Origin of the sequence: Paenibacillus sp. LK1 (genome assembly GCF_002750415.1) — a bacterium.
Lineage (GTDB): Bacteria > Bacillota > Bacilli > Paenibacillales > Paenibacillaceae > Paenibacillus > Paenibacillus taichungensis.
This window is the reverse complement of record NZ_PEII01000006.1, coordinates 154,479-177,324: the sequence shown is the minus strand read 5'-3', so window position 1 is coordinate 177,324 and position 22,846 is coordinate 154,479. Positions and strand designations below refer to the sequence as shown.

The window sequence follows — 22,846 nt, the reverse complement described above, 5'->3', positions numbered from 1 at the left end:
ATGTTCATTTGTAAAAAAAGCACTGCCCTACGGAATCACTCCGTCTTGGACAATGCTTAATATATTTTTGCTTTGAAAGGAAAGAAGGAAAGCTTCCTCTCGATTCCGGATTACATCTCTTTCAAAATACCTTTAACCAGCCCGATGAAGGTTGTTTTCACTTTTGCGGCGACTTCAATCACTTCATCATGACTTAACGGCTGATCCAGAATGCCGCAAGCCATATTGGTCAGACAGGAAATGCCCAGTACTTTCATGCCGCCATGAATGGCTACTATCGCTTCAGGTACCGTCGACATACCCACAGCATCCGCGCCCATCGTACGAATCATGCGAATCTCTGCTGGAGTCTCATACGCAGGACCACTCCACCATGCATATACCCCTTGCTGCAAACCAACATTCTGCTCCTCCGCTACCTTCAGGGCGATACTGCGGAGTTCGCGATTATATACCTGTGATACGTCCGGGAAACGCACACCCAGTTCGGCATTATTCGGACCCATCAGCGGATTATTCCCTACCAGATTGATATGATCCGTAATCAACATAAGCTGTCCAGGTTCGAAGCTGGTATTGATTGCTCCACAAGCATTGGTGATAATCAACTGCTCGACACCCAGTGCTTTCATAATCCGAACCGGGAACGTTACTTCATCCAGCGTAAAACCTTCATAATAATGAAGGCGTCCTTTCATAGCTACGACAGTCTTGCCCATCAATTCTCCGATGACCAATTCGTTAGCATGACCAATCGCCTCGGATTGAGCAAAATAAGGAATGTCCGTATATGGAATGACGGTTGCATTCTCGATCTCGTCCGCGAGCGCTCCCAGCCCTGATCCCAGAATCATGCCCACGACAGGTTTGTTATTAATACGGTTTAATATGTAATCTCTGGCTTCCTGAATATGTGCAGATTGATGCATAGATATATTCCCCCTGAACATCTGAGTTTGGATTAAGTAAGTACTATAAACCAAGTGTAATGAACTTTAGTAATCAAGTAAATGGGAGCCGGATAAAGTGGACTCTGCCTCTCCTCCCGAAAGCAGGTTAAAGTTTGAGCCCGGACTGTAACACGTCGAAATATGGTCTCAAAATCTCATCAAAATCAGGTTCGTCGCCTTAACATTAAATAGATGATGGATTCTTTATTATGCAAAAGAGGAGCGGATGTATTATCCACTCCTCTTTCTTTCTATTTAATCTGCGCTTGCCGTAATGTGTTCCCACTTGTCATATTCCTCAAGCATGCCATTCAGCTGCGTACGCGCCATCACAAGCCCCATGCTTCCGAGAGCCAGTCTTCTTGGAGGATTGTCTGTGCCGGCAATATCAGCAACCGCTGACATAGCTTTTTCAACATCGCCATAAGGCGCGGTCTCAGCAAGATCATTATACCAATCATACAGCGGTTGATAGTCCGGGATATCGCTTGTAATTTCTTGAGTATTTCCTTGGAAACCTGTCTTGAATCCTGCTGGCTCTACAAGGGTAAGGTTTACACCCAAGCCCTTAACCTCAGCGGCCAGACCTTCACTCAGGTTTTCAAGCGCTGCTTTAGAGCTACAGTAGATAGACAGCGTTGGCAAGCTTTGTACGCCGCCCATAGATGAGATATTGATAATGTGACCCGAGCGATGTTCCCGCATCTGTGGAAGAACGGCTTGAATGGTGGTCATTACACCAAACACATTCGTTTCATATTGCTGACGTGCTTGGTCAACGGATACTTCTTCAAAAATACCTGCTTGAGCATATCCGGCATTATTGAGCAGCACATCAATTCGTCCATATTGGCGCGTTACCGCATCCACAACCTCGTGGGTCATTTCCTGATTAGTAATATCCAGGGCCAGCACTTGTACATTACTATATTGGCTAAATTCAGCGGCAGCTTTCGATGTATCCCGCATGGTAGCGACGACATTCCATTCACGCTTCGCAAATTGAAGAACCAATTCTTTACCGAAGCCTGTTGATGTACCTGTAATTAAAATGGTTTTACTCAAGTGTATTCCCTCCAGATCACGAATTGAGCTTGGCTCGTGAGATATCGTAACCCTTAAAGTTCACTTTAAGGCAAGTATTATTTTTCAATGGACTCCCACCAGCTTGAAGTAGGAAATACACTTGAACCGATAATCACCTTTTCTCCAATTTTTGGCGTAGCTAAAGCTACACCTAGCTTATCCGCAGCTGCTTTCGCGCGCTCAATGGGGTCTGTCCAACTGTGCAATGCCAGGGTGAATGCTCCCCAATGAATAGGAATCATTACTTTACCCTTTACATCCTGATACGCTTGCACGGACTCCTCAGGAACCATATGAATGTTGGCCCATTTCACATCATATTGACCTGTCTCTATGAGGGCAAGATCGAACGGACCGTATTTATCGCCAATCTCCTTAAAGTGAGGACCATAACCACTATCCCCGCTAAAATATACATTCGATTGTTTACCTTGAATAACCCAGGAACTCCATAACGAGGAACCAGAACGGACACCGCGGCCAGAGAAATGTCTTGCGGGCGTGCTAACGAAGGTTAACCCTTGATACGATGCTTCTTCCCACCAGTCCAGCTCTTTAATCTGGCTCGGATCTACATCCCATTTTGTCAAATGTCCAGCGACCCCTAACGGAACGATAAATTGTTTGACCTTTCCTTTTAGCTTACGGATAGACTCATAGTCCAGATGATCATAATGGTCATGCGATATCAAGACGACATCGATGTCAGGCAAATCCTCAATCTGTGCTAGCGGCTTAATGCTATATCTCTTTGGCCCCGCGAAAGCAACGGGAGAGGCGTATTTACTGAATACTGGATCTAGCAGAAGCTTCACTCCACTGACCTTCATCAATAGGGTCGAATGACCAAACCACATGACTTGATCCTCGGCACTGTCTGAAAATGCTTTTGCATCAAAAGTCTCCATTGGAAGGGTTACCTTTGGTCGGCCATTTGGGTTTCCTTTTATCGTATCGTATAGGGCTCCAACGGTATCTTTTAAACTATAATCCATCGATGTCGGTATTTGATTGTGAAACTTCCCATCGATAAAGTTAGCGGATTCATGAATACGCCGCTTACTATCCGCTGAACTTTTCCCTCCAAGAGGCGGGTAATAATTTACGACCCAGAAAATCACTAATACGAGTACGACCAAGATTATTACATATTTCATCCTGTCTCTCCTGCTTTCTCATTCCGATGAAATTTTTTTTAACCCTGTTAGCATACATCTTAAAGTGCACTTTAAGGCAAGTTTTTGATTACAGAAAAAGCCACCCCATTCTTACACAGAGTGACTTGTCACAATCTCGACTTATATGGTTGTATCTAATTCCCCAATGTACGTGAGAAAACGTTCCTCAGGATTTCCCTTTTCTATATCGTTATACACTTCAAGCTTCTGGCTAACCGCTTCAAAAGCCTCATTTAGCACTTGCTGTTTTCTCTTGATCTCCGCTTGATGGGATTCTAGTATGGATCTGCGCTGTCCGATCGTTTCATCTCCCTGCAAGGCAAGGTCAACGATTTTTTTCAAATCCGCTACGCTCATTCCTGTGGCACGAAAACATGTTATTAAGCGAATCCAGTCTATATCTCGTTTTTCAAAAAGGCGGTTGCCGTGATTATCCCTACGAATATCGGGTAAAAGTCCTTCTTTATCGTAAAATCGGATCGTATGAGCAGGGCAATTTAATTTTTCAGATACTTCCTTGATTGTAAACAAATTCACTCTCCCCCAAGTCCAGTTCATAAGATGTTACAGCTAGCTCTATTATAAGCAAAAAATTGCCCTTAATCGAAGCCAGCCCCTTTATTCCTTATAATAAAGGTACATAAATGCCTCTATTTACACTTGGGAGGTAGTTGGGCGGTGATTGAGTCACCTTTGAGACACCCTTAAGCCACCGTGAACCATACTTAAGACACCTTCATCCTCTCGCCTCACTCTTTCTCCCCACACCTTCTCGCCTCTTAGCCTCAATCCTGCTCAACTCTCCCTCTCTCTTTTATCCATTTTATATAGTATCTTTTTTCCCTTTCAGCAATGATCGGAAAGCCAGCTTTAACACCGGCGGAACTGCAAAAAAGATAAACAAGGTTCGGAAGAGCTGATAGCACGTTACAATCGACAGGTCGCCGTTGACTTCCTTAGCGATGAGGGCCATTTGGTCCATACCGCCTGGCGATAGGCTGAGAAATGCAGTGACGATTGTGATGTCATGCATTCGTGTCAGCAGCAAGCTAAGTCCCATGGAGACCCCAATCAGCAGCACGCCACTCAATATTGCGAGCAAAACGATTTTTGCCTTGTTCTTTAGACTCTCCAGATCCAGCAGCAGCCCAATGTAGCCCCCGATCATCAGTTGTGAAAGACTGAGTACGACTGGTGGCAACGCATGACCCTCATACCCGGTCAAATTAAGCAGGATCGTACCAATCATTGGTCCAAGCAGAAAGGCCGTTGGCATCTTGATCTTCTTGGCGATGAACGCACTAAGTACGCATACTGCGGCAAAGACCAAAGTATGCGGAAATAACGCAGCAGATCCGCTCGCAGCAGCAACTACGGCGCTATGGCTGCCACTGACATGAAACAATGGGCTGAAGATCAGCAGCGGCACACAGAAAATAATCATCATCAGGCGGGATACCTGCAAAAAGGTGACGACAGTGATATCAATACCCTTCACTTCTTCGGCCAACGTAATCATCTGGCTGAGTCCTCCGGGAATGCTACCCATGAGCACCGTTGGGAAAGGAATACCGGATAATTTCGAAATTAAATACGCAATGGCCCCGGCACATAACAACAGCAGAGATGTGAACAGAATCATCGTCGGCAACTGAAGTCCGATCTGCGTTAAGGTCGACAAGGTGAACGAAAGCCCTAGGGTATAGCCGATGATAACCATGCCGGTATCGCGGACTTGTCCAGGCCAGTATAAGGTGATTCCTTTAAACAATCTGGAGCCGATCACGAGGAACACCATGGATCCAAGTAGCCAGGGAATTGGCATATGGATCAGTTGGAAAACAAATCCACCAAGGACAGCAATGGCAAAGGTTATCACAAAACGGACCCACTTACTCTTTTTCCACAACGCAGCCCGGGCTTCGTCGGTACCGTCCATTACAGGTTCTCCGTTATTTTATCTAGGGCCTGTTGAACATCGCCTTTAAAAATGCCTCCATGGTAGCAAACTACAGTCTCTATTGGATAAGCCTTCAGCTTGCGGAGTGATTCCAATGCCAATGTCATATCTGGCGTAACTGTCGGATTAGGACCGATCAACTTACCATCCTCAACATTTAATGCATCACCTGCAATGAGTGTCTTACTAGGCTCATGGTACAAGCTGATATGACCCGGCGTATGCCCTGGTGTATGGATTACAGTCAGTCCGCCGCCGAAAGGCAGTTTCTCTCCGTCTGCCAGCAACGTGGTCACATTCTTTTCCTTTCCAGAAAAAGTAGCTTCAAATGCAGTAGCAAGATCCTGCGGAAGTGAGGCAATCAGCCCTTCCTTGCGTTCCCCGCTGAATTTAATCATCGGCTTTAGGCCATCGATATAAGGCTGGTCATCCGCATGGGCGTACACCTCTATACCTTCGCCTTTGAACTGCGGCAGGCTGCCTACATGATCGATATCCTGATGGGTAAGAATAATGGAATGAGAGGCCGCAGGGTCAATTCCCGCTTGGATCAAAAGCTCCGTAATTTGGCCGTAAGAACCAGGCATCCCGGTATCCACCAATACATAAGATTGCTCGTCACGGATTGCCACCGGGTTAATAACAAAATCATGCTCGCCCATCTTAAGAGTAAGCACTAGCATTTCAATCTGTTCGTTAATTTTCATATTGTGCCAAAGCGAATGCTCTGGCTCACCTCCCTAGAAATAAATCAAAAAAAACTCACAAGTTCATTATATGACTTTGTAGTTTTTTCGTCAATTTCCTTTATTGACCACAATAAGAAGACATGTCAGAATGTGAAGGGGTGGTTAAAATGGAACAATTCAAAAGACAACTAATCGTCGATACAGCAATGCGCATTTTTAGAGAAAAAGGATATTTCTCAGCCTCCATGCAGGACATCGCAGAAGCTTGTAGCATGGCCAAGGCGAGCATCTATAAAGTATTTTCCTCTAAGGAAGATCTATTTACCGGGGTATTTGTCGAGGTACACAGAATCCTGTTCGAAGAGGCAAGGGAGCTTGATCGGAGACTTCGACTGGAGGGGCTTCCACCAAAAGAAGTACTGCGCCAAAAGATCGAATTTCAGCTGCAATATATGCTTGAAAATTATTTTTTTACCAGTGAGTTTAAAGAGCTGCCGATCACAAGTAATGAGAACTTTCTAATCGAATGGAGAAAAAAACGTGCCTCTCTGCTGACCTTACATCAGGATTGCTTCTATGATACATACGGCGAGCCTATTCTCCCATATCTCGGGGATGTTGTCGCTATCTTCCGCGGCATGGTCAAAGAATATTTGTCTCACACTTTTCAAGCGGTGATTGCTGCACCCATGGCTAATTTGGCTGGATTTATTGTGGATCGGCTGGATGTTGTTATCGGAGATTTGATCGCAAGCAAAGCCCAACCTGTGCTCAAGGCATCAAGTGCCTTTTTCAACGAAATCAATCCACCAGATGACCAGACCCGGCAGGACAATCTAGATGATCTTCTGAAGTTTCTTGCCGATAAAATCCGCGAGCTACCACGGCCAGAGCCCATTCAGAATGAACTGCTTGAGGTTATCGAATGGCTAAAGCTAGAGTTAGGACAACCCAAGCCTAATGGTACTCTTCTACGGGTATATATCAACTTTTTGGATTCAGTTAGCGAGTTAGCACCTTATGTACGACAGCTTAGTCTCGTACTGAAACGTTCGTCAGTAGAATAAGATTCACTACAAAGAAAAGCAACTGATATTAATCAGTTGCTTTTCTGCATATAAATATACTTACTCCCTCTTTAACTATTGTCGAGATTAATTCACCACAGCATCACTTCAAGTCCCCACCGGAACCGATCTATGATGACAGCTTACCTTTTTCGATGATCGATGCGGAATTACTGAACTGGATTTGCTTTCCGTTTGCTTTTCATGAAATCCATCCCCATGCTCAGCAACAGCATCAGTGCAGCAAACATCACGGATTTACCAATGGTTCTTTCAGGAAAGATCATATAGGCAGCTAGAAAATTGCCTGCGAAAACAAACAGGTAATTGCGGATGCCATCCATCTTCTCATCTCATTTCGGAATCAAATTTAGATTTCACTGTAATCTGCTGCTCTACCTTATCATAATTTTCCATATAAATCCATAATACAACTTATCTCTTTCGCTCAATCCCCTCATAGACCGCCTCGCAAAGTTCAGTTGTGAATCTGCCTGACATGCCCTCCAGAGCCGTATTCGTAAATGCGACAACGCTCAGTTCTTCTGTTGGATCAACAAACCACGAGTGACCATAGGTTCCACCCATGCGCCACGTCCCAATAGATTCCAAAGTACCCGCCTCAACCGGATCTTTCAGCACCGTGAATCCCAGCCCAAATCCTCTTCCCGGCCAATAAGGCATCTCCAGATCGCCAATCTGATTAGTCGTCATTTCGGCGACCAGCGCTTTAGGAAGAAGCGAACCTCCACCTTGACGCAGCGTTTCAAGCAATGCTAGAAAGTCTCCTGCACTTCCTATCATGCCCGCACCACCCGAAAGATAGGCCGATGGATCAAGGTATCTTTCGGATGCGAGTTGGAAGCCTGCCGTTCCTTCAATAAAAGGTACATGGTCCTCATCGCGCAAGCGACGAGTTTGCCCCGAATTGTTGGAACTGTCCGCATAGGCAGCTGTCATTCTCTCCGAGTCCACAGCGACAAAATCTGTATCCTTCATGCCCAGCGGATGAGTCACGAGCAGTTGTACGGCCTCTCGCAGTGTCAGCCCGGTCACTTTCTCAATAACTGCACCGAGTACATCTGTTGCAATCGAATATCTCCACATCTTCCCGGGCTCATACAGAAGTGGAGCAGAAGCAATCCTCTGCAAATTCTCTTCCAGCGTAATATCAGCGATATCCATCCCATCTGATACTCCGGCAAGTTCGTACGTTCCTCCGTTTTCCTGAAAAAAACGATACGTTAAACCCGCCGTATGTGTCATCAGATGATGAACCGTCATGGAGGCCACTTCCCCATTTGGCTGTTCGGGACGGAATTCAGGTAGCCATTTCATAACCGGGTCATCCAGCTTTAATTTACCTTGGGATATCAATACCATGGCGGCGGTGGATACAATCGGTTTGGTTACAGAAGCATACCTGAACAGTGCATTTTCTTGCATGCGTCTGTTCTGTTCTCGATCGGCGAGGCCATCCGCGCTGTTATAGACCACTTCCCCTTTCCACGCAATCTGAACAACGGAACCCACAATTCTTTTTTCTGCCAACGTACGGTGAATCACTTCTTCTACAAATGCAGGATTAAACTTCATATTTCTGTCTCCCATCTTACTCTTCCCCTCCATGTGCCACGTGCTTGATTATTTAAGTAAGTGTGCTTATTATATAAATGATCTCATTCATATTACATAAAACAACCAAGTTATCTGCTTTAATTTGCGATGAATATAAAGGCATTTATAAAACATTTCCTATAATTTAAAAGGAGGCCATCTTATGGACCAAATCGATACTAATATCCTCTTTCATTTGCAAAACCAGGCAAGGCTATCCATGACGGAATTGGGCAAGCTGGTCGGTTTATCTCAACCCGCCGTAACGGAACGCGTGAAGCGTCTAGAAGAAAGCGGTGTAATCGAAGAGTACCGTACTATCATTTCCCCGCAGAAAATAGGGAGGTCGAGTACTTCCTATCTTCTTTTTCGCACACGGGATTGTCATGCCTTTCTTGATTTCTGCCGTTCGTCACCCGAAGTGATCGAATGTCATCGCGTGAGCGGAGAGCATAATTACCTGTTGAAGATCATGACAGATTCGATTGCTGGTCTTGAAGCATTTGGAGACCGATGCGATCAATACGGTACCTACACCACCCTCATCGCGATGTCCTCACCTATTGCAACCAAAAATCTCATCGAAGGAACGAATCCGGTGTAAATGTTTCATCGATCATAGTTCAATAACCTATCTTGGGAAACCATTTTTACTGGCGGACCAGGCGACGAGTAAGGCCATAACGATCAACAGGATCAGGGAAATGGGCAGGAAACGAGCGCCTGTCTGGTCCAGCAGGATAGCTCCGACGATCCCTCCCCCTCCGATCCCCAGGTTCCATGCTGTCACCAGCATGGATTGGGCAACATCGGCACTTTTGCCTCCGGCCTGCGCAATTGCAGTCTGTAATAACGTAGCCGCTCCGCCAAATGTAAGCCCCCAAGCGACTACTCCCAGAATGATCATTATCGGTTGATGGATAAAGATCCCCATCACCAGCGAGGCCAGCGCAAATAGAACAAGGCTAACCAGAATCAATAATCTCATGTAACGGTCAATCAACAGCCCAATAATCCATATACTGATTACCGAAGTCACTCCAAAGATCATAAGAACCAGGTCCACCCTTTCGGACAGCATCGTCTCGCCCAGATAAGGTGAGATGTACGTGTACAGAATGTTATGGGCCAGTACCCAGGTCAGAACAACAAACAATATGGGACGAACCCCCGGTATAACAAAAATCCGATGAAGCGCAAGCTGATCACGTGCAGGCTCTCCCTCATAGTCAGGTACTTTCCAGAGCACCCACAATACAAGCACTACCGTCAATAATGAAACTGTTCCAAAAATAAGACGCCATCCTGCGTAATTGCCCAAAAAGGTACCCAAGGGAACGCCCAATGCAAGCGCGAGTGGTGTGCCTACCATGGCGACAGCCATCGCTTTTCCCTTTAACGAGTCTGAAACCATCCGGCGTGCGTAACCTGCAGTCATCCCCCACAACACTCCAGCAGATACACCCGCCATGAAGCGTGCAGCAAGGGTCAAACCATATACTGAAGATACGGCCGTAATCGTATTGAAAATCAGAAAACCGAAGATGCATAATAGCAGCAGCGGCCTGCGTTTCCATCCACGAGTTGCTGTCGTCAGGGGAATTGCCGCCAGAAGAGACCCCACCGCATACAAAGTGACGAGCTGTCCAGCAAGACTCTCTTTGATATTCAGATCTTGCGCTATTTGCGGCAGCAGCCCCGCCGGCAGGCTTTCTGTAAGAATGCATATGAATCCAGCCATGGCCAAAGCGAGCAGTGCTGACCAGGGGAGGCGTTCTTTTGCGATTGTGTTCGGATTCACAAAGACTCTCCTTTATCCTTTATTTTGTATAGTCCAGAAGCCTCTGGCCTACAGAATAAGCTTATAAAATCGAACCCACATTTGGCATACATAATCAACGGCAGATCGAGCGTTTTATAAGGATAATCCATTTAATTTTGGTGTTTCACTTCGAATTTCAATGTAAACGCTATTAAAGCAATTATCATCGCGTACTGGATCATTAAAGAGGACGGGAAAACAACGAAGGGAACATCGAAGATGACGAAGATGATTGATAGCATTTCTGTTACTCGCTAGAATGATAAGATAATACATAGGCTTTGACTCCAATGCCTTTTAACACACACTGAAATCGGCTTCATAGAGGGGAGACATCCCGATGTATAATCTTACATCCATTGAGCACCACACCAGGCTGCCCTCTAACGGCAACCCGTTCACACATACAGAAGGACAACTGTTATTGCTGCTGGAGGATGGAGAGATCTGTCTAACCGTGAATTGTCAGCATCGCGATCTCAAGGCAGGGCATTTTATTTTTCTCCAAGATGGCAAACAGCTGCAGATTAGGCAGACTTCCGAAGATCCTTTACGCATCATCGCGTTGGAGATAGAGGGGCAAGTCTCGAATAGAGAGGATTCCGAAGAGGCTCTTATTCTCCCTCCCCTTTTTGAGCATAACCGTGTTGGTATTCTGCAATCCCATGAACGCGAGTTAATCAAAGAACTGCACATTCTCTGGCAGAAGCATAATCAATGGGAGCGTATTCGTATTCAAGGACGATTCCTGCAGTGGGCCGCAGATGTAGGAGAACGGCTTGAAGCCACCTCCGATTATGACTCGGCCAGTCTTGTACTGGACGCGCTGCGTTACATGGAGCAGAACTATCAGACGCCGATTACACGCCAACAGCTTGCCGAACGGGCTGGTTTCTCCGAGGGGTACTACTCCCGTTTTTTCAAGAAAAACGTGGGCAAAAGTCCGCAGGAATATCTAACCGACATTCGAATGCATCACGCCAAACGGCTGCTCACTAGGCAACAAAGCTCCATACAGGATGTAGCCGCCCAAGTGGGTTATAACAACCCTTTATACTTCAGTCGCATATTCAAAAAAACCGTGGGCCTCTCGCCCACCGTCTATATTCATTCGAATCCACGTCAGATCAGAGTGGCCGCCATGAATAATCAATATACAGGGCATCTGCTAGCACTGGGACTGGAGCCTTGCGCCGCAACGGGACCTGCTTTCAAAGCCGAAACCTCTTTGCTCGATCATACGCTTTTCATGAATGCCTATGAAGGAGAAGCGCCCGATTCAACTACATTGCTCCGGGCTGAACCGGATCTGATTCTGACCAGTGAATATACAGACGATACATATGTTCAGCAGCTAAACCAGATTGCACCTACACAGACGATTGCTTTTCAATCCCAGGACTGGCGCAGTCAGTTCCTCGAAATTGCTGAGGCGACCGGACGAAATCAACAAGCTTATAGCTGGCTGGATGAATATGATGAGAAATCCCATCAGGCTGCAACCCATCTTCGTCAGCAGATTGGCTCTGCTTCAATCGTGTCATTACTCGTTCGCAGTCAGGATTGTTTTGTTGCCGGCTACCGCCATATGGGTGCGGTCCTGTATCAGGATCTGCAATTGTCCACTCCTTCCCTAATCCATGAACAGCAGAGCCACTATATTGCTGAGGATTGGAAAATGGACGATCTGGACGCCGATTACATCATGCTGGTGTTCCACCCTTCGGTCAGTGATGCCGAGCAGCAGAGATGGTTGAACTCACCGTGGTGGAAAGCGCGGGAAGCTGTGAGGCGAGGGCGGGTTTATTGGGATCAGATGAATTATGTATTCGGCAGCTATAATGCCTTCTCGCATGATCTGTTATTACGGGAAATTCCCGAGCGCCTTCGGTCACTATCGTGCATGTGAATGGTTCCTTTTGTGCCTCGACGCACTGAATCTTCTCTCCTATACTAGTAATTGAGAATGATAATCAGTAAAGGGGAACATGCACATATGAATACAGATATAAGAAACAAACGAGGATTTAAACCCAATTTGAAGGCAGGCATCATACTAATGCTGCTGCTTATTATGGTTGCCGGGTGCTCCAAGGCCGAACAGGCTTCTACGGGTGAATCCACTTCCGCAGCAAGTGAGTCAACAGAGAGCACCAACGGCACCTCATCGTCGGATAGCGAGGCAAACAATACGGAGACACGCACCGTTGAGGGTATTAAGGGTCCTGTTGATATTCCTGCTGAACCCAAGCGTATCGCTGGCTTGACCTATGCGTATGCCGATCACCTCGTGGCATTGGGCATGAAACCATACGCCATGGTGACCCAAGTCGGCCAGGAGATGCCTGCCTATCTGAAGGACAAGCTCGAAGGTGTCGTACCGCTCGGTTCCGTCAATGAATTCAACAAGGAAGCACTTCTGGACACAGAGCCGGATCTCATTCTGTCCAATGAAGTACTTGTTGATGAATACGACGCGATCAGCGCAATTGGACCGGTATATATGAGCAGCTACTTCAGCAATTCGCTTGAGTGGTTCAAGGATACAGCCAAAGTATTGGGCAAAGAAAAAGAGGCAGACGAAATCGTGGATCAGTTGTATCAAAAGGCGAAGGATCTTGGCACCAAGGTTGCTGCCAGCGATGCGGCGGATGATACCATTCTGATTTTTCGTTTGACCGATAAGCAGATTCAGGTATTTGCTCCAAGTGACAAATCACCTAACGCCTTCTATTCTCCGAACCTGCTGTACGATATAGCCGGACTCCATGCACCTGATCTTGCCAAAGCAGGCATCGTCATGAATGAAGTTATTGAGAATGTGTCGCTCGAATTGTTGCCTGAATTGAATCCGGATCGTATTTTCATGATCATCTCCGGTAGTGAAACAGATAACGAACAAGCGCTCACTAAGCTGCGTGACAATGCAGTCTGGAAAGGCCTGAAAGCTGTGAAAAGCGACCAGGTTTACATGGTGGACAACACGGTTTGGGTAGCTGGATTTGGACCGATTGCCTATGGTCAGGTTCTGGATGAGGTAGAACAAGCTTTGCTTGGAAACTGAACGCAAGATCTCTAGAGATTTGCAGCATAATTAAAAAAATAGGCATGTCGTTTACATGAAGGGAGAAGGCCCTCAACGTAAATGCATGCCTGTTTATGTTTATGATTTTGTTTCTCATTTTAATGTATAGCCCCCGAGATAGGTTTCCATCAGTTCATTAGAGAGCTGAATGGCTTCCGAACGATTCGTTGCGGGCATCGAGAGCATAAGCCCATTTTCGGAGCTCCACCTTTTACTGTTCTGCTCTCCGCTTGGATGCTCCTCCGAAATGGCGATGGTGAGTTTGCTGAATGCACGATCAACGAATAGTGTTCCGTATAGGAAGATACCCGTTTTCCCATTTCCAAAATTAATGTATGCCATCGATCCGTATCCTTTATGAAAACGAATTTCGAGACTCTTTTGATCTTCGGGTACAGGGAAAGATTCATCTTCAATATCAATAGTTCCTCTGAATATGTAGTCACCCGAGGTCGTTAGATAACGCTTGCCATCCATCTTGATATGAACCGTTTGCTCTGACTCCCTGTTGTCTTCTCCCAGCCGATATTTTACACCCACTCCATCAAGATGGATCGTTCTGGGCAGAAATAGAAGAACCACACTGATTACAATCATCAATACCCAGATGGCAAGCACGATCGAAATGATTTTTTTCTTCATGGTCCAACTCCTCAACTCATCGGTCTACAACTTTTGAAGATATACTGTCTCTTCCTGATCTTCATTCCATTGAATATGGACAGGGATTGGAAAGTCTTCATTCTCCCTCCTATCAAAGATGGTATATGAATTAATTACAAATTATAACATATAAACTACTCGCATAACGGTTTAAAGCAATTCGCTTACTTTCATTACGGCACGGAATCAGGCCTATGCTTACAAATGACTTAAAACACACAGCTGAAATTGGCACACAACTTTGCATACAACAAAAAAACCGGTCACCTCGTGACCGATTTAATCAGCTCCTCGGGGAGCGTTGGGATATAAGTGCGAATGACACGGGCCCTATAATTGAAACTGCTTAATGCGTGTGAAGGGTTACAACTTGTCCACCTGTAATAATGTTACCTGCTTCACCGTACAAGCTGGACTAATCTGCTCCTCAGTGAGAATGTTTAGCTTAATGAGGCTTTTCAGCTTATGACTGTCCACCTTGGACAGCAGTCGCCAGATGTCCGGATCGGGAAGGGATGCGTACAACTTCTGATCATCATATTCCTTGCGGTGCTGAAGCACCGTTTTCACAGCGTATCCGCCAACTTGCGTCTCATAGACGCCCTGCTCCTCACAATACCCGACAATCTCATCTCGTAACACAGATAGTCGTTGTTCAATTTCTTTTTGCTGCTGTTTCAGTTCAAAATAGGTTTGCACCTTCTGTTCCATACCTATCACGCTCCTCTATACCATAGGTATGCAGTGAAGGACAGTTTAGGACAATACTACAGCAGTTCATCATTTAAATATGAATTATTGCCAATAATCTTTTTAATCCGCTGCATCACGCCCGGACCCCTAGGAACATTAGACACTCGCTTTAATAGAATCCAGCGCAAACAAGCCATCGCTTCAAAAATCTCCGCATCGTCTGGTGTGTATTCCGTCAGACTCTTGAATAGAGCACTGTATATCTTACCGTTTCGTTCCCCTGTATAGATCGTCATCAAAAAAATGGACCAAGCTATATCGTACCTGGGATCACCGCGCTGCCCATTTGTCCAATCGATAATCGCATATTGATCACCTGCCTCCAGAACATTTCCCAGGTTATAATCACCGTGGATCAAATGATCCTGCCTAAACTCAGTCCGTTGAAGAAGGCTCGTCAGGATCTGATGCATATCCTCATGCAATTCAATGGAGGGGAAAAAATATCCAACGAAATCATATTGTGGTATGAAATTGGCATCCGCGTTACCTGTATCATTTACATCATAACCATGGACTTGAATTAACTTTTGAGCTAATTGCTCCAGCTTGGTTTTGCTTAACTTGGCTATAGGCTCCCCGTCATAACTCGTTAACAGGACTTGATTAGAATCCACATCCATGCCCCAACCGTACGGCTTGGAGACTTGTATTCCACTCTCGTATAGTTCAGATAATAGTTCATACTGGTTGCGAATATTGGGTTTGGAGTCCTTGTTCCATATCTTTAATACATAAGAGTGATCACCGCATTCTATCTTCACAACGTCTGCTTCCAGCCCTGGTGACAGGGGAAGCATCTTGTATGGTTTCCCAAGCAGACAGCGAGTTTCTTCGCTCAACTCCATCCAACGGATACTTTCCAGCGTTAACCTCATTTTGCCCAACCCTTCTCTGTGAAATTAGAAGAAATAACGGCATTTGATACTCCATAGATCTTTACAATGATTTATCAAAAACCTTCTGCCACTTCTTCTCATTATATCCGATGGCAATATAGAACCGATGCGCAGCTTCCCTTTTCCCGCTTGATCGCACGCGAATCTTGTTAAACCCGTTCATCCGTGCCCATTTCTCACATTCACTCATGATCTTTTTGCCAATTCCCGCACCTCTATGATGCTCATCAACAACCAAACCAGCAATCTCGGCAAAAGGTACACTTTCGATAGAATGTCTTCCCTGTACATGCCCCCAACCCACAACAAGGGAATCAATCTCAGCTACGCAAACATAATGATCAGTCATTAAGCTTAGTCGATTCAACCTTTCGATGATCTCTTCTGTTGTACTGGTGTAACCCAGTTGATGGGATAATTGGCTAATCCCCTCGCCATCCCCAATTCTAGCTTCTCTGCTATGAATCATAGTGTCTCCTTTTCACTCTAGTTGTCAGGTGTAATAAGTCCTTTACCAATGAAATTCGCAGACACGGGCTTCTTGTCCAGTTCTCTGGACCATACCGATATTTGCCCCATATGGTGAATCTCATGAGCAATCACGTGACGCATCACTTCTCCCCACGATTCCTTGACGACGGTGCTATCCAATTCAGGATCGATGTAGGGTCTCTTTTCCATGTCGGAATCCCAGGATAGAACAAATGCCTCCACATCAGGTCGCAGCTTGCGGTCGAATTGTCGTACGGCTTCCAGTGTTTTATAATCATCAAAATTCTCCATACCATCCGGTTTGCCCTGCAATAATTGAAGCCAGCTCCACTCTACATCGATGATATGAAAAAACGTTTGCAAAATATTGCCTACTCCCCCCGTCCGAGGTCGAAGCAGCTCTTCCAGCGGTACATCCTCACACCACTGAAACCATTGCTCACGCACGATCCAGTTATAACGAAAGAAAGATTCCATTTAGCCATTCTCCTTTTCTATATAATTGAACTAAAAAATATTTACACTTGCCACTCCGATGACAGAACAACCTTCTGATCGCTGTTATCCCCAGATTTTTTGGAATCCCTTTTTCAAAGGGGAAAATCCGGGGATAAAGGCGAACGCTCCGCTTCTTCAGGTTATTTCTGCCCTCTACGTTCTCGTGTAAATGTTTAGTTCAATTTATATATCATGCTTTTTAAGTGTTTTGATCAGTTCCATATTGGCAAAAGTCTTATCTGAATATTCAAGGTCTCCGTAAATCCCGCTAATCTGATCAAATCCCGACTTGGTCCAAAATCGTAATGCAGGCCAATTTTTGAGCGCTACGTTAATTCTGATTTCCACATAACCAAGTTCGGAAAATAATCCGGTTAACGCATGCATCATTTCTTGTCCATAACCCTGCTTCTGGGTCTCACTATGAATATACAAAAATTCGAGATAAACTGAATCCTCCATGGGGTAGCCATGGTATAGGCTCAACACACCTATATTTTCGTTTTCCTGAATCGTACGAATGGTCTGAATTCGGTAGTTCTCCATCCTTCCCCCTGGAGGCAGATTGCCTTTCTCAAAGCATGATCTCACATAATCCGGCTCATGATCTCGTCCGTCCCATTCCTGCACATAGTTACTCGTATCAACAATGGATTGGATATCGGAAATCTCAGATTCTTTCAAATCGGAAATGAAAAGTCGCTCTGAATTCCATGCTGTTGGAATCTGTTTCATATCATCATCCCCAATCTATTCGTGCCTTCTATCATAACCCATGATATGGAAAAAATAAAAGAGCCGCGATCGTCGCAGCTCCCTACTCTTTTGGCTTCGTCATTCTCTTCTTTACATAGAGTAAAACGTGAATTCCAGCGTATATAAACAGGACATTAAACAGATAAAGAAGAGCATTTACATAAACATTGGAAAGGAACCAGATCGTATCATCAGGTCTCTTATAATGATAATCAGTAAAAAACCGCAATGGAAAACCATATTCTGTTCGCAAAGTCCCCTCCGTGTAGGCTGTTCCTGGAATAAAGATCAATGCTAATACAGCAAGGCAAGCTGAAAGATTAAATATTCTTTTATTAAACGTCAATTCATCTCATCCATTCATTACATTTTCGGTATCCACCACATTCGCAAACATGCTCAGAACCGAATTGTGATGATCTATAATTTGCTCAGCTTGAAGAATGTTGGAATTCCATGTGCTGTGAGCATCACGAACCAAGGTTACTGCATACCCAAGGCTACTTGCTCTGCGACAAGTCGTATCCACGCATATCTCCGTCTGCATACCAGTCAGAATAAGATCCGTCACTCCGTTTTCTTGCAATTTCAGATTCAGATCTGTTTCGTGAAACGAATCCGGTGTCTGCTTTTCAATAATAAGGTCACCCGTGATCGGCGCAATGGACGGATGGATCGTCCACCCTGCCGTTCCACGCTCGAGGGGACTGCCTGCTCCTTCACTGTGCTGAATGTAGATAACAGAGTGACCTTTTTGCCGAGCCTTGGAAATGACATGTTGTATTCTCTGAAGCAATAAGTCCCCCTGATATAGGGGATCTGATTCATCGAACATGGCTACCTGAACATCGATTACAAGAAGTGCACAATGAGTTGGCATCTTATATCCTCCTGAAAAATAATATTAAATCAGCACTTGTTATGACTCCTTCTTCCTTTTTCGCGCCGTTAACAAACCTTCCAATCCCAGATCGATCAACACAAATAGTATAGCAGCTAGAACGCCAAATAAGGTCAAAACTATCGTTTCTTTAAAATTTAAAATTTCTTCTCCGCGCCCATGAGCAAATAATAGATATACATACCTAAGACTCCAGCACATGCATAACCCAGTATTCTCAAACTTAGATAAATGACATAATTTGCGAAACGAGATCTGCTCAACAGATAATCCAGCAACAGGGATAACGGTAACCCGATCAATGTGATCAGGGGAGTCGCATATACAAGATAAACAAGAATATAGAAATCAAAGCTGTAAGATTCATTCATGGATATGATACTTGCAATTAAAGTAAAACTAATGATGGTTAGAACGGTCGTCAGAAGCTTTCTTCCAATGTTCATCTCACCACTCCCATAAGTTTATCCATCTACAATGAATGTTTCCTATGCGTCAGATTCTCCCGGTTGCCACCCGATTTCTTGGGACCATATATGAGCTTTCTCTAAAATGCTCCACACCATCGGTCCTTTGCCTTCCACGTATTTTGGACGCTGGTCCTTGCATAAAGCCATAAGCCGGTGCTTCTCTTCTGCATATTTCAATCGATCCTCTGGATGTTCCCTCAAATAATCTCTAAAAAGCAAGTTCATCTGCTCAGAGAAACTCCCTGTTTGTCTTACATGTACATGTGTTCTCCTGCTTCCGGACACTTCACGGAAATATCGCTTGGTTTTATCGGGATTTTCTTCTCTAAATACGAAGCCGGCCGCTTCGATGTCTTGTCTGTAGTTAGGTAATTCTTCGTAATTGGATACGGAAATTTGTATATCTATGATCGGTTTGGCATCCATTCCGACGATGGAAGTTGATCCGACATGGTCAATCCGCACAGCCTTACGAATACATTACTGAGTTAAAGAAACAAATAAAACTAGAAATATATTATGATGATTTTTAGTTTTCGGATGACAGGTGTAGTCTAGTGGATTTAATAATTTAGAATGCGACAAAAGTAAAGAAAGACTTGTTGTTTCTTATATAGATGGATTAGATAACAAAGGGAGGACTACATGGAAGATCAATGGAGAATTGCAACGTATGATCCTGCCTGGAGGCCAATGTTCCTCGAAACCGGGATGAGATTAAGAGAGGCGTTGGGAGATTTACAACTAATACCATTCTTATTCTATATTTTAACGCAAGCAAAAAAAAGAGGAGGAACAAATGTCCCTCCCCTTACCTTTTCAGATATAATCACACTTAAATTTAGAAAACTCAGCTACAGAACCTTCTCCGCTCGCATATAGACCAATGAGCACCCCTGTAAATCCCCCGGCAACTTCCGAGGAAAGGTATTTCGTTTGTGCTGTACCTAAGAGGGTGTCCTTGCCATCTGCATGAATCAGGAAGCTGTAGCGTTCATGGCTTGCCTGTATAACCAATGTGGCATGATGATTACTTCCCAGTTCCACTTCATTTTCGACTGATTTGATATCCCCAATATTCAGACGTTCAATTACCTTATACCCGCTCTGCTCTTTGCGAATGGCCAAGTCATAATGGTGCTGTTCATCCATGTAGATGGTGATGCCTGCCTCGCCATTCGTAAGACTAACGTCAACAGAGATGGTCGCGTCAAAGTCTTTTTGACGTAGGCCAATGAATGTCGGGGATGCTGGAACATCCAGTGTCACTTCAGTTCCTTTTAACTTTATGTTGCCTTGCTCTAACAAGTAATTTTCTGTATTGGGATGACGAAGATAACACCAGTCCAGATTCCAATCCGTGTTCTCGAACGTATAGGTTTTTTTCTCTTGTTGAACAACTGTGTCAGAGATAAGATCAGTGTCAAAACTCATAAGCGTCGTACCATTATGTCCTGCCGTAAACCAGCCTTCTTCGTCAAAGGTAACTGGCGTAAGGAATACTTCCCGGCCCAGATGATGATAGGTGAGCCACTGTCCACTCTGACGGAATCCCAAATGGAAAATCCACCAGTTGCCTGCCTCGTCCTGAATCAGGTCGCCATGGCCAACCCCCTGCAGTTCATAACCACCCAGATTACGGTTGGTCAGAACAGGATTCTTGGCATAGGGCTCGAAAGGACCGGAAGGAGAATCTCCCCGCGCATACGTGACCATATGACCGTATTCGGTTCCGCCTTCAGATGCCATGAGGTAATAGTAACCATTCATTTTATACAAATGTGGGCTTTCCAGATAACGTCCGCCTGATCCTTGCCATACTGAACGACTTGGGGTCTTTTTGTTACCTGTTTCAATGTCAATTTCACACTGAATGATTCCCCCAATTCCTTCATCGTCGGTTCCGTTGCTCATAAAGAAGGCCTTACCATCTTCAAAATACAAATCCGGATCGATTCCCCCTTGATCCACAATAATCGGTTCTGACCACTCCCCGTATATATCATCAGTCCATATATAGAAATTCTGACGCGTGGTGTCGTTCGTCGTGGTCATATAGAATCGCCCGTTGTTGTATCGAATTGTGGGGGCGAAAACTCCGCCGGAGCTGCTTACGGTCTCCAGATGAATCTGGCTTTTTCGGGTTAAACAGTGACCGATTTGCGTCCAGTTCAATAAATCTTTGCTTTCAAAAAGCGGGACACCCGGAAAATACTGAAAAGAACTGCACACCAGATAATAAGTGTCATTCACCTTGCAGATGCTCGGATCTGGATAGAACCCTTTAATGACGGGATTATTGTATTTCACTTGAGCCACCTCTTTTTCTCTAATTTACATTTTTAAGAATCCAACTTCATAAGCAGATAAAAAAATTAAACACTATCGCAATCATTCTTTCAATGCGTTAGAGTTGAAGAGTCAAGTTAATTTCGTTAAATTAATATATATATGATTTCAATAGATCTGGTTAGGAGATTGTTAAGGATGATCAAAGCGAACGGAGATCCAAAATTCATACCGTTATACGAAGCGCTGGCAAGCGAGGTTAGATGGAGGATCATGGATATGATTGCACCTAGCGAAATGAATGTGAAGGATATTGCAGCAGCGTTAGAACTTAGCCCCTCCATCGTCACCATGCACATACGAAAGCTTGAGCAAGCCGGACTGATCGATAGCCGTCGGATACGCCTGAATGGAGGCACGCACAAATTGTGTTTCCTCAAACAAAATAACATCGAGATCGAACTACCATCCGCCAGCCGGACAGCAAGGATTAGAGAGCAGACGATTTCGGTAGGACACTATACTGCATTTGAAGTCTATCCTACCTGCGGTCTTGGGACGCATGAGAAAGAAATCGGTGTTTGGGACGACCCACGCTACTTTCTTGATCCTGAGCGGGTTCACGCTGCCATCCTTTGGTTTGGAAGAGGTTATGTCGAATACAAAACACCTAACTATATGCTTCCTGACGAGACTGCTAACTCCATTGAGATTTCAGTGGAACTGGCTTCTGAAGCCCCGGGTTTAAGAGATCATTGGCCATCGGATATCCAATTTACGTTTAACGGCATTTCGCTTGGAACGTGGACAAGCCCCGCTGACTTCGGAAGAGCTGCCCGAGGCAAATATACACCAACATGGTGGCATCGTAATGTGAATCAATATGGATTATTAAAGACAATTCGTGTTGATAGCTCGGGTACGTATATGGATGGAGAGCGGATGTCAGACGTGACGATCGAGGATATCCAACTGGAGCAGCCATTCTGGACGCTTCGTTTCACGGTTGACGAGGAGGGGGCTAACGTCGGAGGATTAACACTTTATGGTTCCGGGTTCGGCAATCATGACCAGGATATTGTCATACGCGTACAACGCTAATCTTTCTTAATGTAGTAACGAATAATCCCGTTCTTCTCTTCAAACGTATTCCTTTGAATGAACGGGATACTGCTTTACGTAGTTAAAGAAGCTTTCTATATTCAACACCATGAACATGAATCAACACGTTCTGGGCTGCCAATCTTTCAAATAAATCCAACATATCCCCAAAGGGATTTTCGAAATAGGCAATCAGGTATTCATAATTTGCAGTAGATTTCAAAAAGTTATAAAAAAAATAAGGGTCCATGTTACCCACATCATTTTTACTGCCGAGGGAAACCTCCAACGTTTGCCCTGTTTCTGCATTCTCGAACATGCAATGCTCTCCATGGACATCGAAATGCCAGTTTCCACTCAGATATTCTTCACCGTTTAATACTTCTTCATTAGAAAGCAAGTGGTACGCTCCATTGATGATCTCTTCCTTTTCAGCCTGGCTGGTTTCTGAAATCAATTTGTCGATCAGTTCTTGTGCGATTCTTTTGTATGTGTCCATCGCTTCCAATAATGTATCTGTTGTTTCTTTGGTTAAAGCGTGCATCTCTTACCTCCTGCTTGTAACGGTTG

At 44.8% G+C, this 22,846-nt stretch carries 25 protein-coding genes; 5 read left to right on the top strand and 20 right to left on the bottom strand.

Features of this window, described 5'->3' with window-relative positions; all coding sequences use genetic code 11:
* Positions 1–110: 110 nt before the first annotated feature.
* From CS562_RS15490 to CS562_RS15465, 6 genes are all read right to left on the bottom strand, one after another.
* A complete protein-coding gene (locus CS562_RS15490) occupies positions 111–929 on the bottom strand; it encodes a purine-nucleoside phosphorylase (RefSeq protein WP_076287857.1) in 819 nt (272 codons plus the stop codon).
* Positions 930–1,205: 276 nt separating this feature from the next.
* The gene (locus tag CS562_RS15485; protein WP_064635958.1) at positions 1,206–2,015 is read right to left on the bottom strand and encodes an SDR family NAD(P)-dependent oxidoreductase; all 810 of its coding nucleotides are present in this window, start codon (positions 2,013–2,015) and stop codon (positions 1,206–1,208) included.
* A 77-nt stretch (positions 2,016–2,092) separates the two neighbouring features.
* Positions 2,093–3,193: an MBL fold metallo-hydrolase gene (locus tag CS562_RS15480; protein ID WP_099856948.1), complete on the bottom strand. Its 1,101-nt coding sequence runs from the start codon at positions 3,191–3,193 to the stop codon at positions 2,093–2,095.
* Positions 3,194–3,334: 141 nt separating this feature from the next.
* Positions 3,335–3,745, bottom strand: coding sequence for a MerR family transcriptional regulator (locus tag CS562_RS15475; protein ID WP_257219498.1), 411 nt, complete (start codon positions 3,743–3,745; stop codon positions 3,335–3,337).
* 292 nt (positions 3,746–4,037) lie between these two features.
* Positions 4,038–5,153 carry an AbrB family transcriptional regulator gene (locus tag CS562_RS15470; RefSeq protein ID WP_099856944.1) on the bottom strand — a complete coding sequence of 372 codons (1,116 nt, stop codon included), beginning with the start codon at positions 5,151–5,153 and terminating at the stop codon, positions 4,038–4,040.
* On the bottom strand, positions 5,153–5,857 hold the full coding sequence (locus CS562_RS15465; protein ID WP_257219497.1) for an MBL fold metallo-hydrolase: 705 nt from the start codon (positions 5,855–5,857) through the stop codon (positions 5,153–5,155). The genes CS562_RS15470 and CS562_RS15465 overlap by 1 nt, the downstream gene beginning before the upstream one ends.
* Positions 5,858–6,030: 173 nt before the next feature.
* On the opposite strand from CS562_RS15465, the gene CS562_RS15460 reads away from it, so the two are divergent.
* A complete protein-coding gene (locus CS562_RS15460; protein ID WP_180287151.1) occupies positions 6,031–6,930 on the top strand; it encodes a TetR/AcrR family transcriptional regulator in 900 nt (299 codons plus the stop codon).
* Between the two features lie 170 nt (positions 6,931–7,100).
* Here CS562_RS15460 and CS562_RS32965 read toward each other — a convergent pair whose 3' ends face one another.
* A complete protein-coding gene (locus CS562_RS32965; protein WP_180287150.1) occupies positions 7,101–7,274 on the bottom strand; it encodes a hypothetical protein in 174 nt (57 codons plus the stop codon).
* A gap of 91 nt (positions 7,275–7,365) precedes the next feature.
* Positions 7,366–8,541: a serine hydrolase domain-containing protein gene (locus tag CS562_RS15455; RefSeq protein WP_099856938.1), complete on the bottom strand. Its 1,176-nt coding sequence runs from the start codon at positions 8,539–8,541 to the stop codon at positions 7,366–7,368.
* 169 nt (positions 8,542–8,710) lie between these two features.
* Here CS562_RS15455 and CS562_RS15450 point away from each other — a divergent pair, with 169 nt between their 5' ends.
* Positions 8,711–9,151 (top strand): Lrp/AsnC family transcriptional regulator, encoded by a 441-nt coding sequence (locus CS562_RS15450; RefSeq protein ID WP_063565290.1) that lies wholly within the window; start codon positions 8,711–8,713, stop codon positions 9,149–9,151.
* 27 nt (positions 9,152–9,178) lie between these two features.
* Here the strand turns inward: CS562_RS15450 and CS562_RS15445 are convergent, their stop codons facing one another.
* A complete protein-coding gene (locus tag CS562_RS15445; RefSeq protein WP_083678804.1) occupies positions 9,179–10,288 on the bottom strand; it encodes an MFS transporter in 1,110 nt (369 codons plus the stop codon).
* A 421-nt stretch (positions 10,289–10,709) separates the two neighbouring features.
* On the opposite strand from CS562_RS15445, the gene CS562_RS15440 reads away from it, so the two are divergent.
* The gene (locus CS562_RS15440; RefSeq protein WP_076287849.1) at positions 10,710–12,278 is read left to right on the top strand and encodes a helix-turn-helix domain-containing protein; all 1,569 of its coding nucleotides are present in this window, start codon (positions 10,710–10,712) and stop codon (positions 12,276–12,278) included.
* A gap of 87 nt (positions 12,279–12,365) precedes the next feature.
* Positions 12,366–13,433, top strand: coding sequence for an ABC transporter substrate-binding protein (locus tag CS562_RS15435; protein ID WP_076287848.1), 1,068 nt, complete (start codon positions 12,366–12,368; stop codon positions 13,431–13,433).
* 114 nt (positions 13,434–13,547) lie between these two features.
* Here CS562_RS15435 and CS562_RS15430 read toward each other — a convergent pair whose 3' ends face one another.
* The 10 genes from CS562_RS15430 to CS562_RS15375 form a co-directional block, all read right to left on the bottom strand.
* Entirely contained in the window at positions 13,548–14,096 is a 549-nt protein-coding gene (locus CS562_RS15430; protein WP_076287847.1) for a hypothetical protein, read from the bottom strand.
* Between the two features lie 384 nt (positions 14,097–14,480).
* The gene (locus tag CS562_RS15425) at positions 14,481–14,828 is read right to left on the bottom strand and encodes a hypothetical protein (RefSeq protein ID WP_076287846.1); all 348 of its coding nucleotides are present in this window, start codon (positions 14,826–14,828) and stop codon (positions 14,481–14,483) included.
* Between the two features lie 56 nt (positions 14,829–14,884).
* Complete coding sequence (locus CS562_RS15420) at positions 14,885–15,748, bottom strand: aminoglycoside phosphotransferase family protein (protein WP_257219496.1); 864 nt, start codon at positions 15,746–15,748, stop codon at positions 14,885–14,887.
* Between the two features lie 61 nt (positions 15,749–15,809).
* The gene (locus CS562_RS15415; protein WP_099856936.1) at positions 15,810–16,238 is read right to left on the bottom strand and encodes a GNAT family N-acetyltransferase; all 429 of its coding nucleotides are present in this window, start codon (positions 16,236–16,238) and stop codon (positions 15,810–15,812) included.
* A 17-nt stretch (positions 16,239–16,255) separates the two neighbouring features.
* A complete protein-coding gene (locus CS562_RS15410) occupies positions 16,256–16,738 on the bottom strand; it encodes a DinB family protein (protein ID WP_076287844.1) in 483 nt (160 codons plus the stop codon).
* A gap of 204 nt (positions 16,739–16,942) precedes the next feature.
* Positions 16,943–17,494 (bottom strand): GNAT family N-acetyltransferase, encoded by a 552-nt coding sequence (locus CS562_RS15405; protein ID WP_099856934.1) that lies wholly within the window; start codon positions 17,492–17,494, stop codon positions 16,943–16,945.
* Between the two features lie 373 nt (positions 17,495–17,867).
* Positions 17,868–18,395, bottom strand: coding sequence for a cysteine hydrolase family protein (locus tag CS562_RS15395; protein WP_099856930.1), 528 nt, complete (start codon positions 18,393–18,395; stop codon positions 17,868–17,870).
* Positions 18,396–18,553: 158 nt separating this feature from the next.
* Complete coding sequence (locus CS562_RS15390) at positions 18,554–18,862, bottom strand: hypothetical protein (RefSeq protein WP_099856928.1); 309 nt, start codon at positions 18,860–18,862, stop codon at positions 18,554–18,556.
* Positions 18,863–18,904: 42 nt separating this feature from the next.
* Positions 18,905–19,351, bottom strand: a complete 447-nt coding sequence (locus CS562_RS15385) for a GrpB family protein (protein ID WP_257219495.1) — start codon at positions 19,349–19,351, stop codon at positions 18,905–18,907.
* A gap of 354 nt (positions 19,352–19,705) precedes the next feature.
* Complete coding sequence (locus CS562_RS15375; RefSeq protein WP_099856922.1) at positions 19,706–21,196, bottom strand: glycoside hydrolase family 43 protein; 1,491 nt, start codon at positions 21,194–21,196, stop codon at positions 19,706–19,708.
* A gap of 177 nt (positions 21,197–21,373) precedes the next feature.
* Between CS562_RS15375 and CS562_RS15370 the strand changes: the two genes are divergently transcribed.
* The gene (locus tag CS562_RS15370) at positions 21,374–22,276 is read left to right on the top strand and encodes an ArsR/SmtB family transcription factor (protein ID WP_099856920.1); all 903 of its coding nucleotides are present in this window, start codon (positions 21,374–21,376) and stop codon (positions 22,274–22,276) included.
* An 82-nt stretch (positions 22,277–22,358) separates the two neighbouring features.
* On the opposite strand, the gene CS562_RS15365 is transcribed toward CS562_RS15370, so the two are convergent.
* Complete coding sequence (locus CS562_RS15365) at positions 22,359–22,820, bottom strand: DUF6896 domain-containing protein (RefSeq protein ID WP_099856918.1); 462 nt, start codon at positions 22,818–22,820, stop codon at positions 22,359–22,361.
* Positions 22,821–22,846 lie beyond the last annotated feature (26 nt).

Bases quoted from the DNA above. Each gene is read 5' to 3' on its own strand.
- CS562_RS15490 (WP_076287857.1), bottom strand. From the start codon at position 929: ATGCATCAATCTGCACATATTCAGGAAGCCAGAGATTACATATTAAAC.
- CS562_RS15480 (WP_099856948.1), bottom strand. From the start codon at position 3,193: ATGAAATATGTAATAATCTTGGTCGTACTCGTATTAGTGATTTTCTGG.
- CS562_RS15470 (WP_099856944.1), bottom strand. From the start codon at position 5,153: ATGGACGGTACCGACGAAGCCCGGGCTGCGTTGTGGAAAAAGAGTAAG.
- CS562_RS15465 (WP_257219497.1), bottom strand. From the start codon at position 5,857: ATGCTAGTGCTTACTCTTAAGATGGGCGAGCATGATTTTGTTATTAAC.
- CS562_RS15460 (WP_180287151.1), top strand. From the start codon at position 6,031: ATGGAACAATTCAAAAGACAACTAATCGTCGATACAGCAATGCGCATT.
- CS562_RS32965 (WP_180287150.1), bottom strand. From the start codon at position 7,274: ATGGATGGCATCCGCAATTACCTGTTTGTTTTCGCAGGCAATTTTCTA.
- CS562_RS15455 (WP_099856938.1), bottom strand. From the start codon at position 8,541: ATGGGAGACAGAAATATGAAGTTTAATCCTGCATTTGTAGAAGAAGTG.
- CS562_RS15450 (WP_063565290.1), top strand. From the start codon at position 8,711: ATGGACCAAATCGATACTAATATCCTCTTTCATTTGCAAAACCAGGCA.
- CS562_RS15445 (WP_083678804.1), bottom strand. From the start codon at position 10,288: ATGGCTGGATTCATATGCATTCTTACAGAAAGCCTGCCGGCGGGGCTG.
- CS562_RS15440 (WP_076287849.1), top strand. From the start codon at position 10,710: ATGTATAATCTTACATCCATTGAGCACCACACCAGGCTGCCCTCTAAC.
- CS562_RS15435 (WP_076287848.1), top strand. From the start codon at position 12,366: ATGAATACAGATATAAGAAACAAACGAGGATTTAAACCCAATTTGAAG.
- CS562_RS15430 (WP_076287847.1), bottom strand. From the start codon at position 14,096: ATGAAGAAAAAAATCATTTCGATCGTGCTTGCCATCTGGGTATTGATG.
- CS562_RS15425 (WP_076287846.1), bottom strand. From the start codon at position 14,828: ATGGAACAGAAGGTGCAAACCTATTTTGAACTGAAACAGCAGCAAAAA.
- CS562_RS15420 (WP_257219496.1), bottom strand. From the start codon at position 15,748: ATGAGGTTAACGCTGGAAAGTATCCGTTGGATGGAGTTGAGCGAAGAA.
- CS562_RS15415 (WP_099856936.1), bottom strand. From the start codon at position 16,238: ATGATTCATAGCAGAGAAGCTAGAATTGGGGATGGCGAGGGGATTAGC.
- CS562_RS15410 (WP_076287844.1), bottom strand. From the start codon at position 16,738: ATGGAATCTTTCTTTCGTTATAACTGGATCGTGCGTGAGCAATGGTTT.
- CS562_RS15405 (WP_099856934.1), bottom strand. From the start codon at position 17,494: ATGAAACAGATTCCAACAGCATGGAATTCAGAGCGACTTTTCATTTCC.
- CS562_RS15395 (WP_099856930.1), bottom strand. From the start codon at position 18,395: ATGCCAACTCATTGTGCACTTCTTGTAATCGATGTTCAGGTAGCCATG.
- CS562_RS15390 (WP_099856928.1), bottom strand. From the start codon at position 18,862: ATGAACATTGGAAGAAAGCTTCTGACGACCGTTCTAACCATCATTAGT.
- CS562_RS15370 (WP_099856920.1), top strand. From the start codon at position 21,374: ATGATCAAAGCGAACGGAGATCCAAAATTCATACCGTTATACGAAGCG.
- CS562_RS15365 (WP_099856918.1), bottom strand. From the start codon at position 22,820: ATGCACGCTTTAACCAAAGAAACAACAGATACATTATTGGAAGCGATG.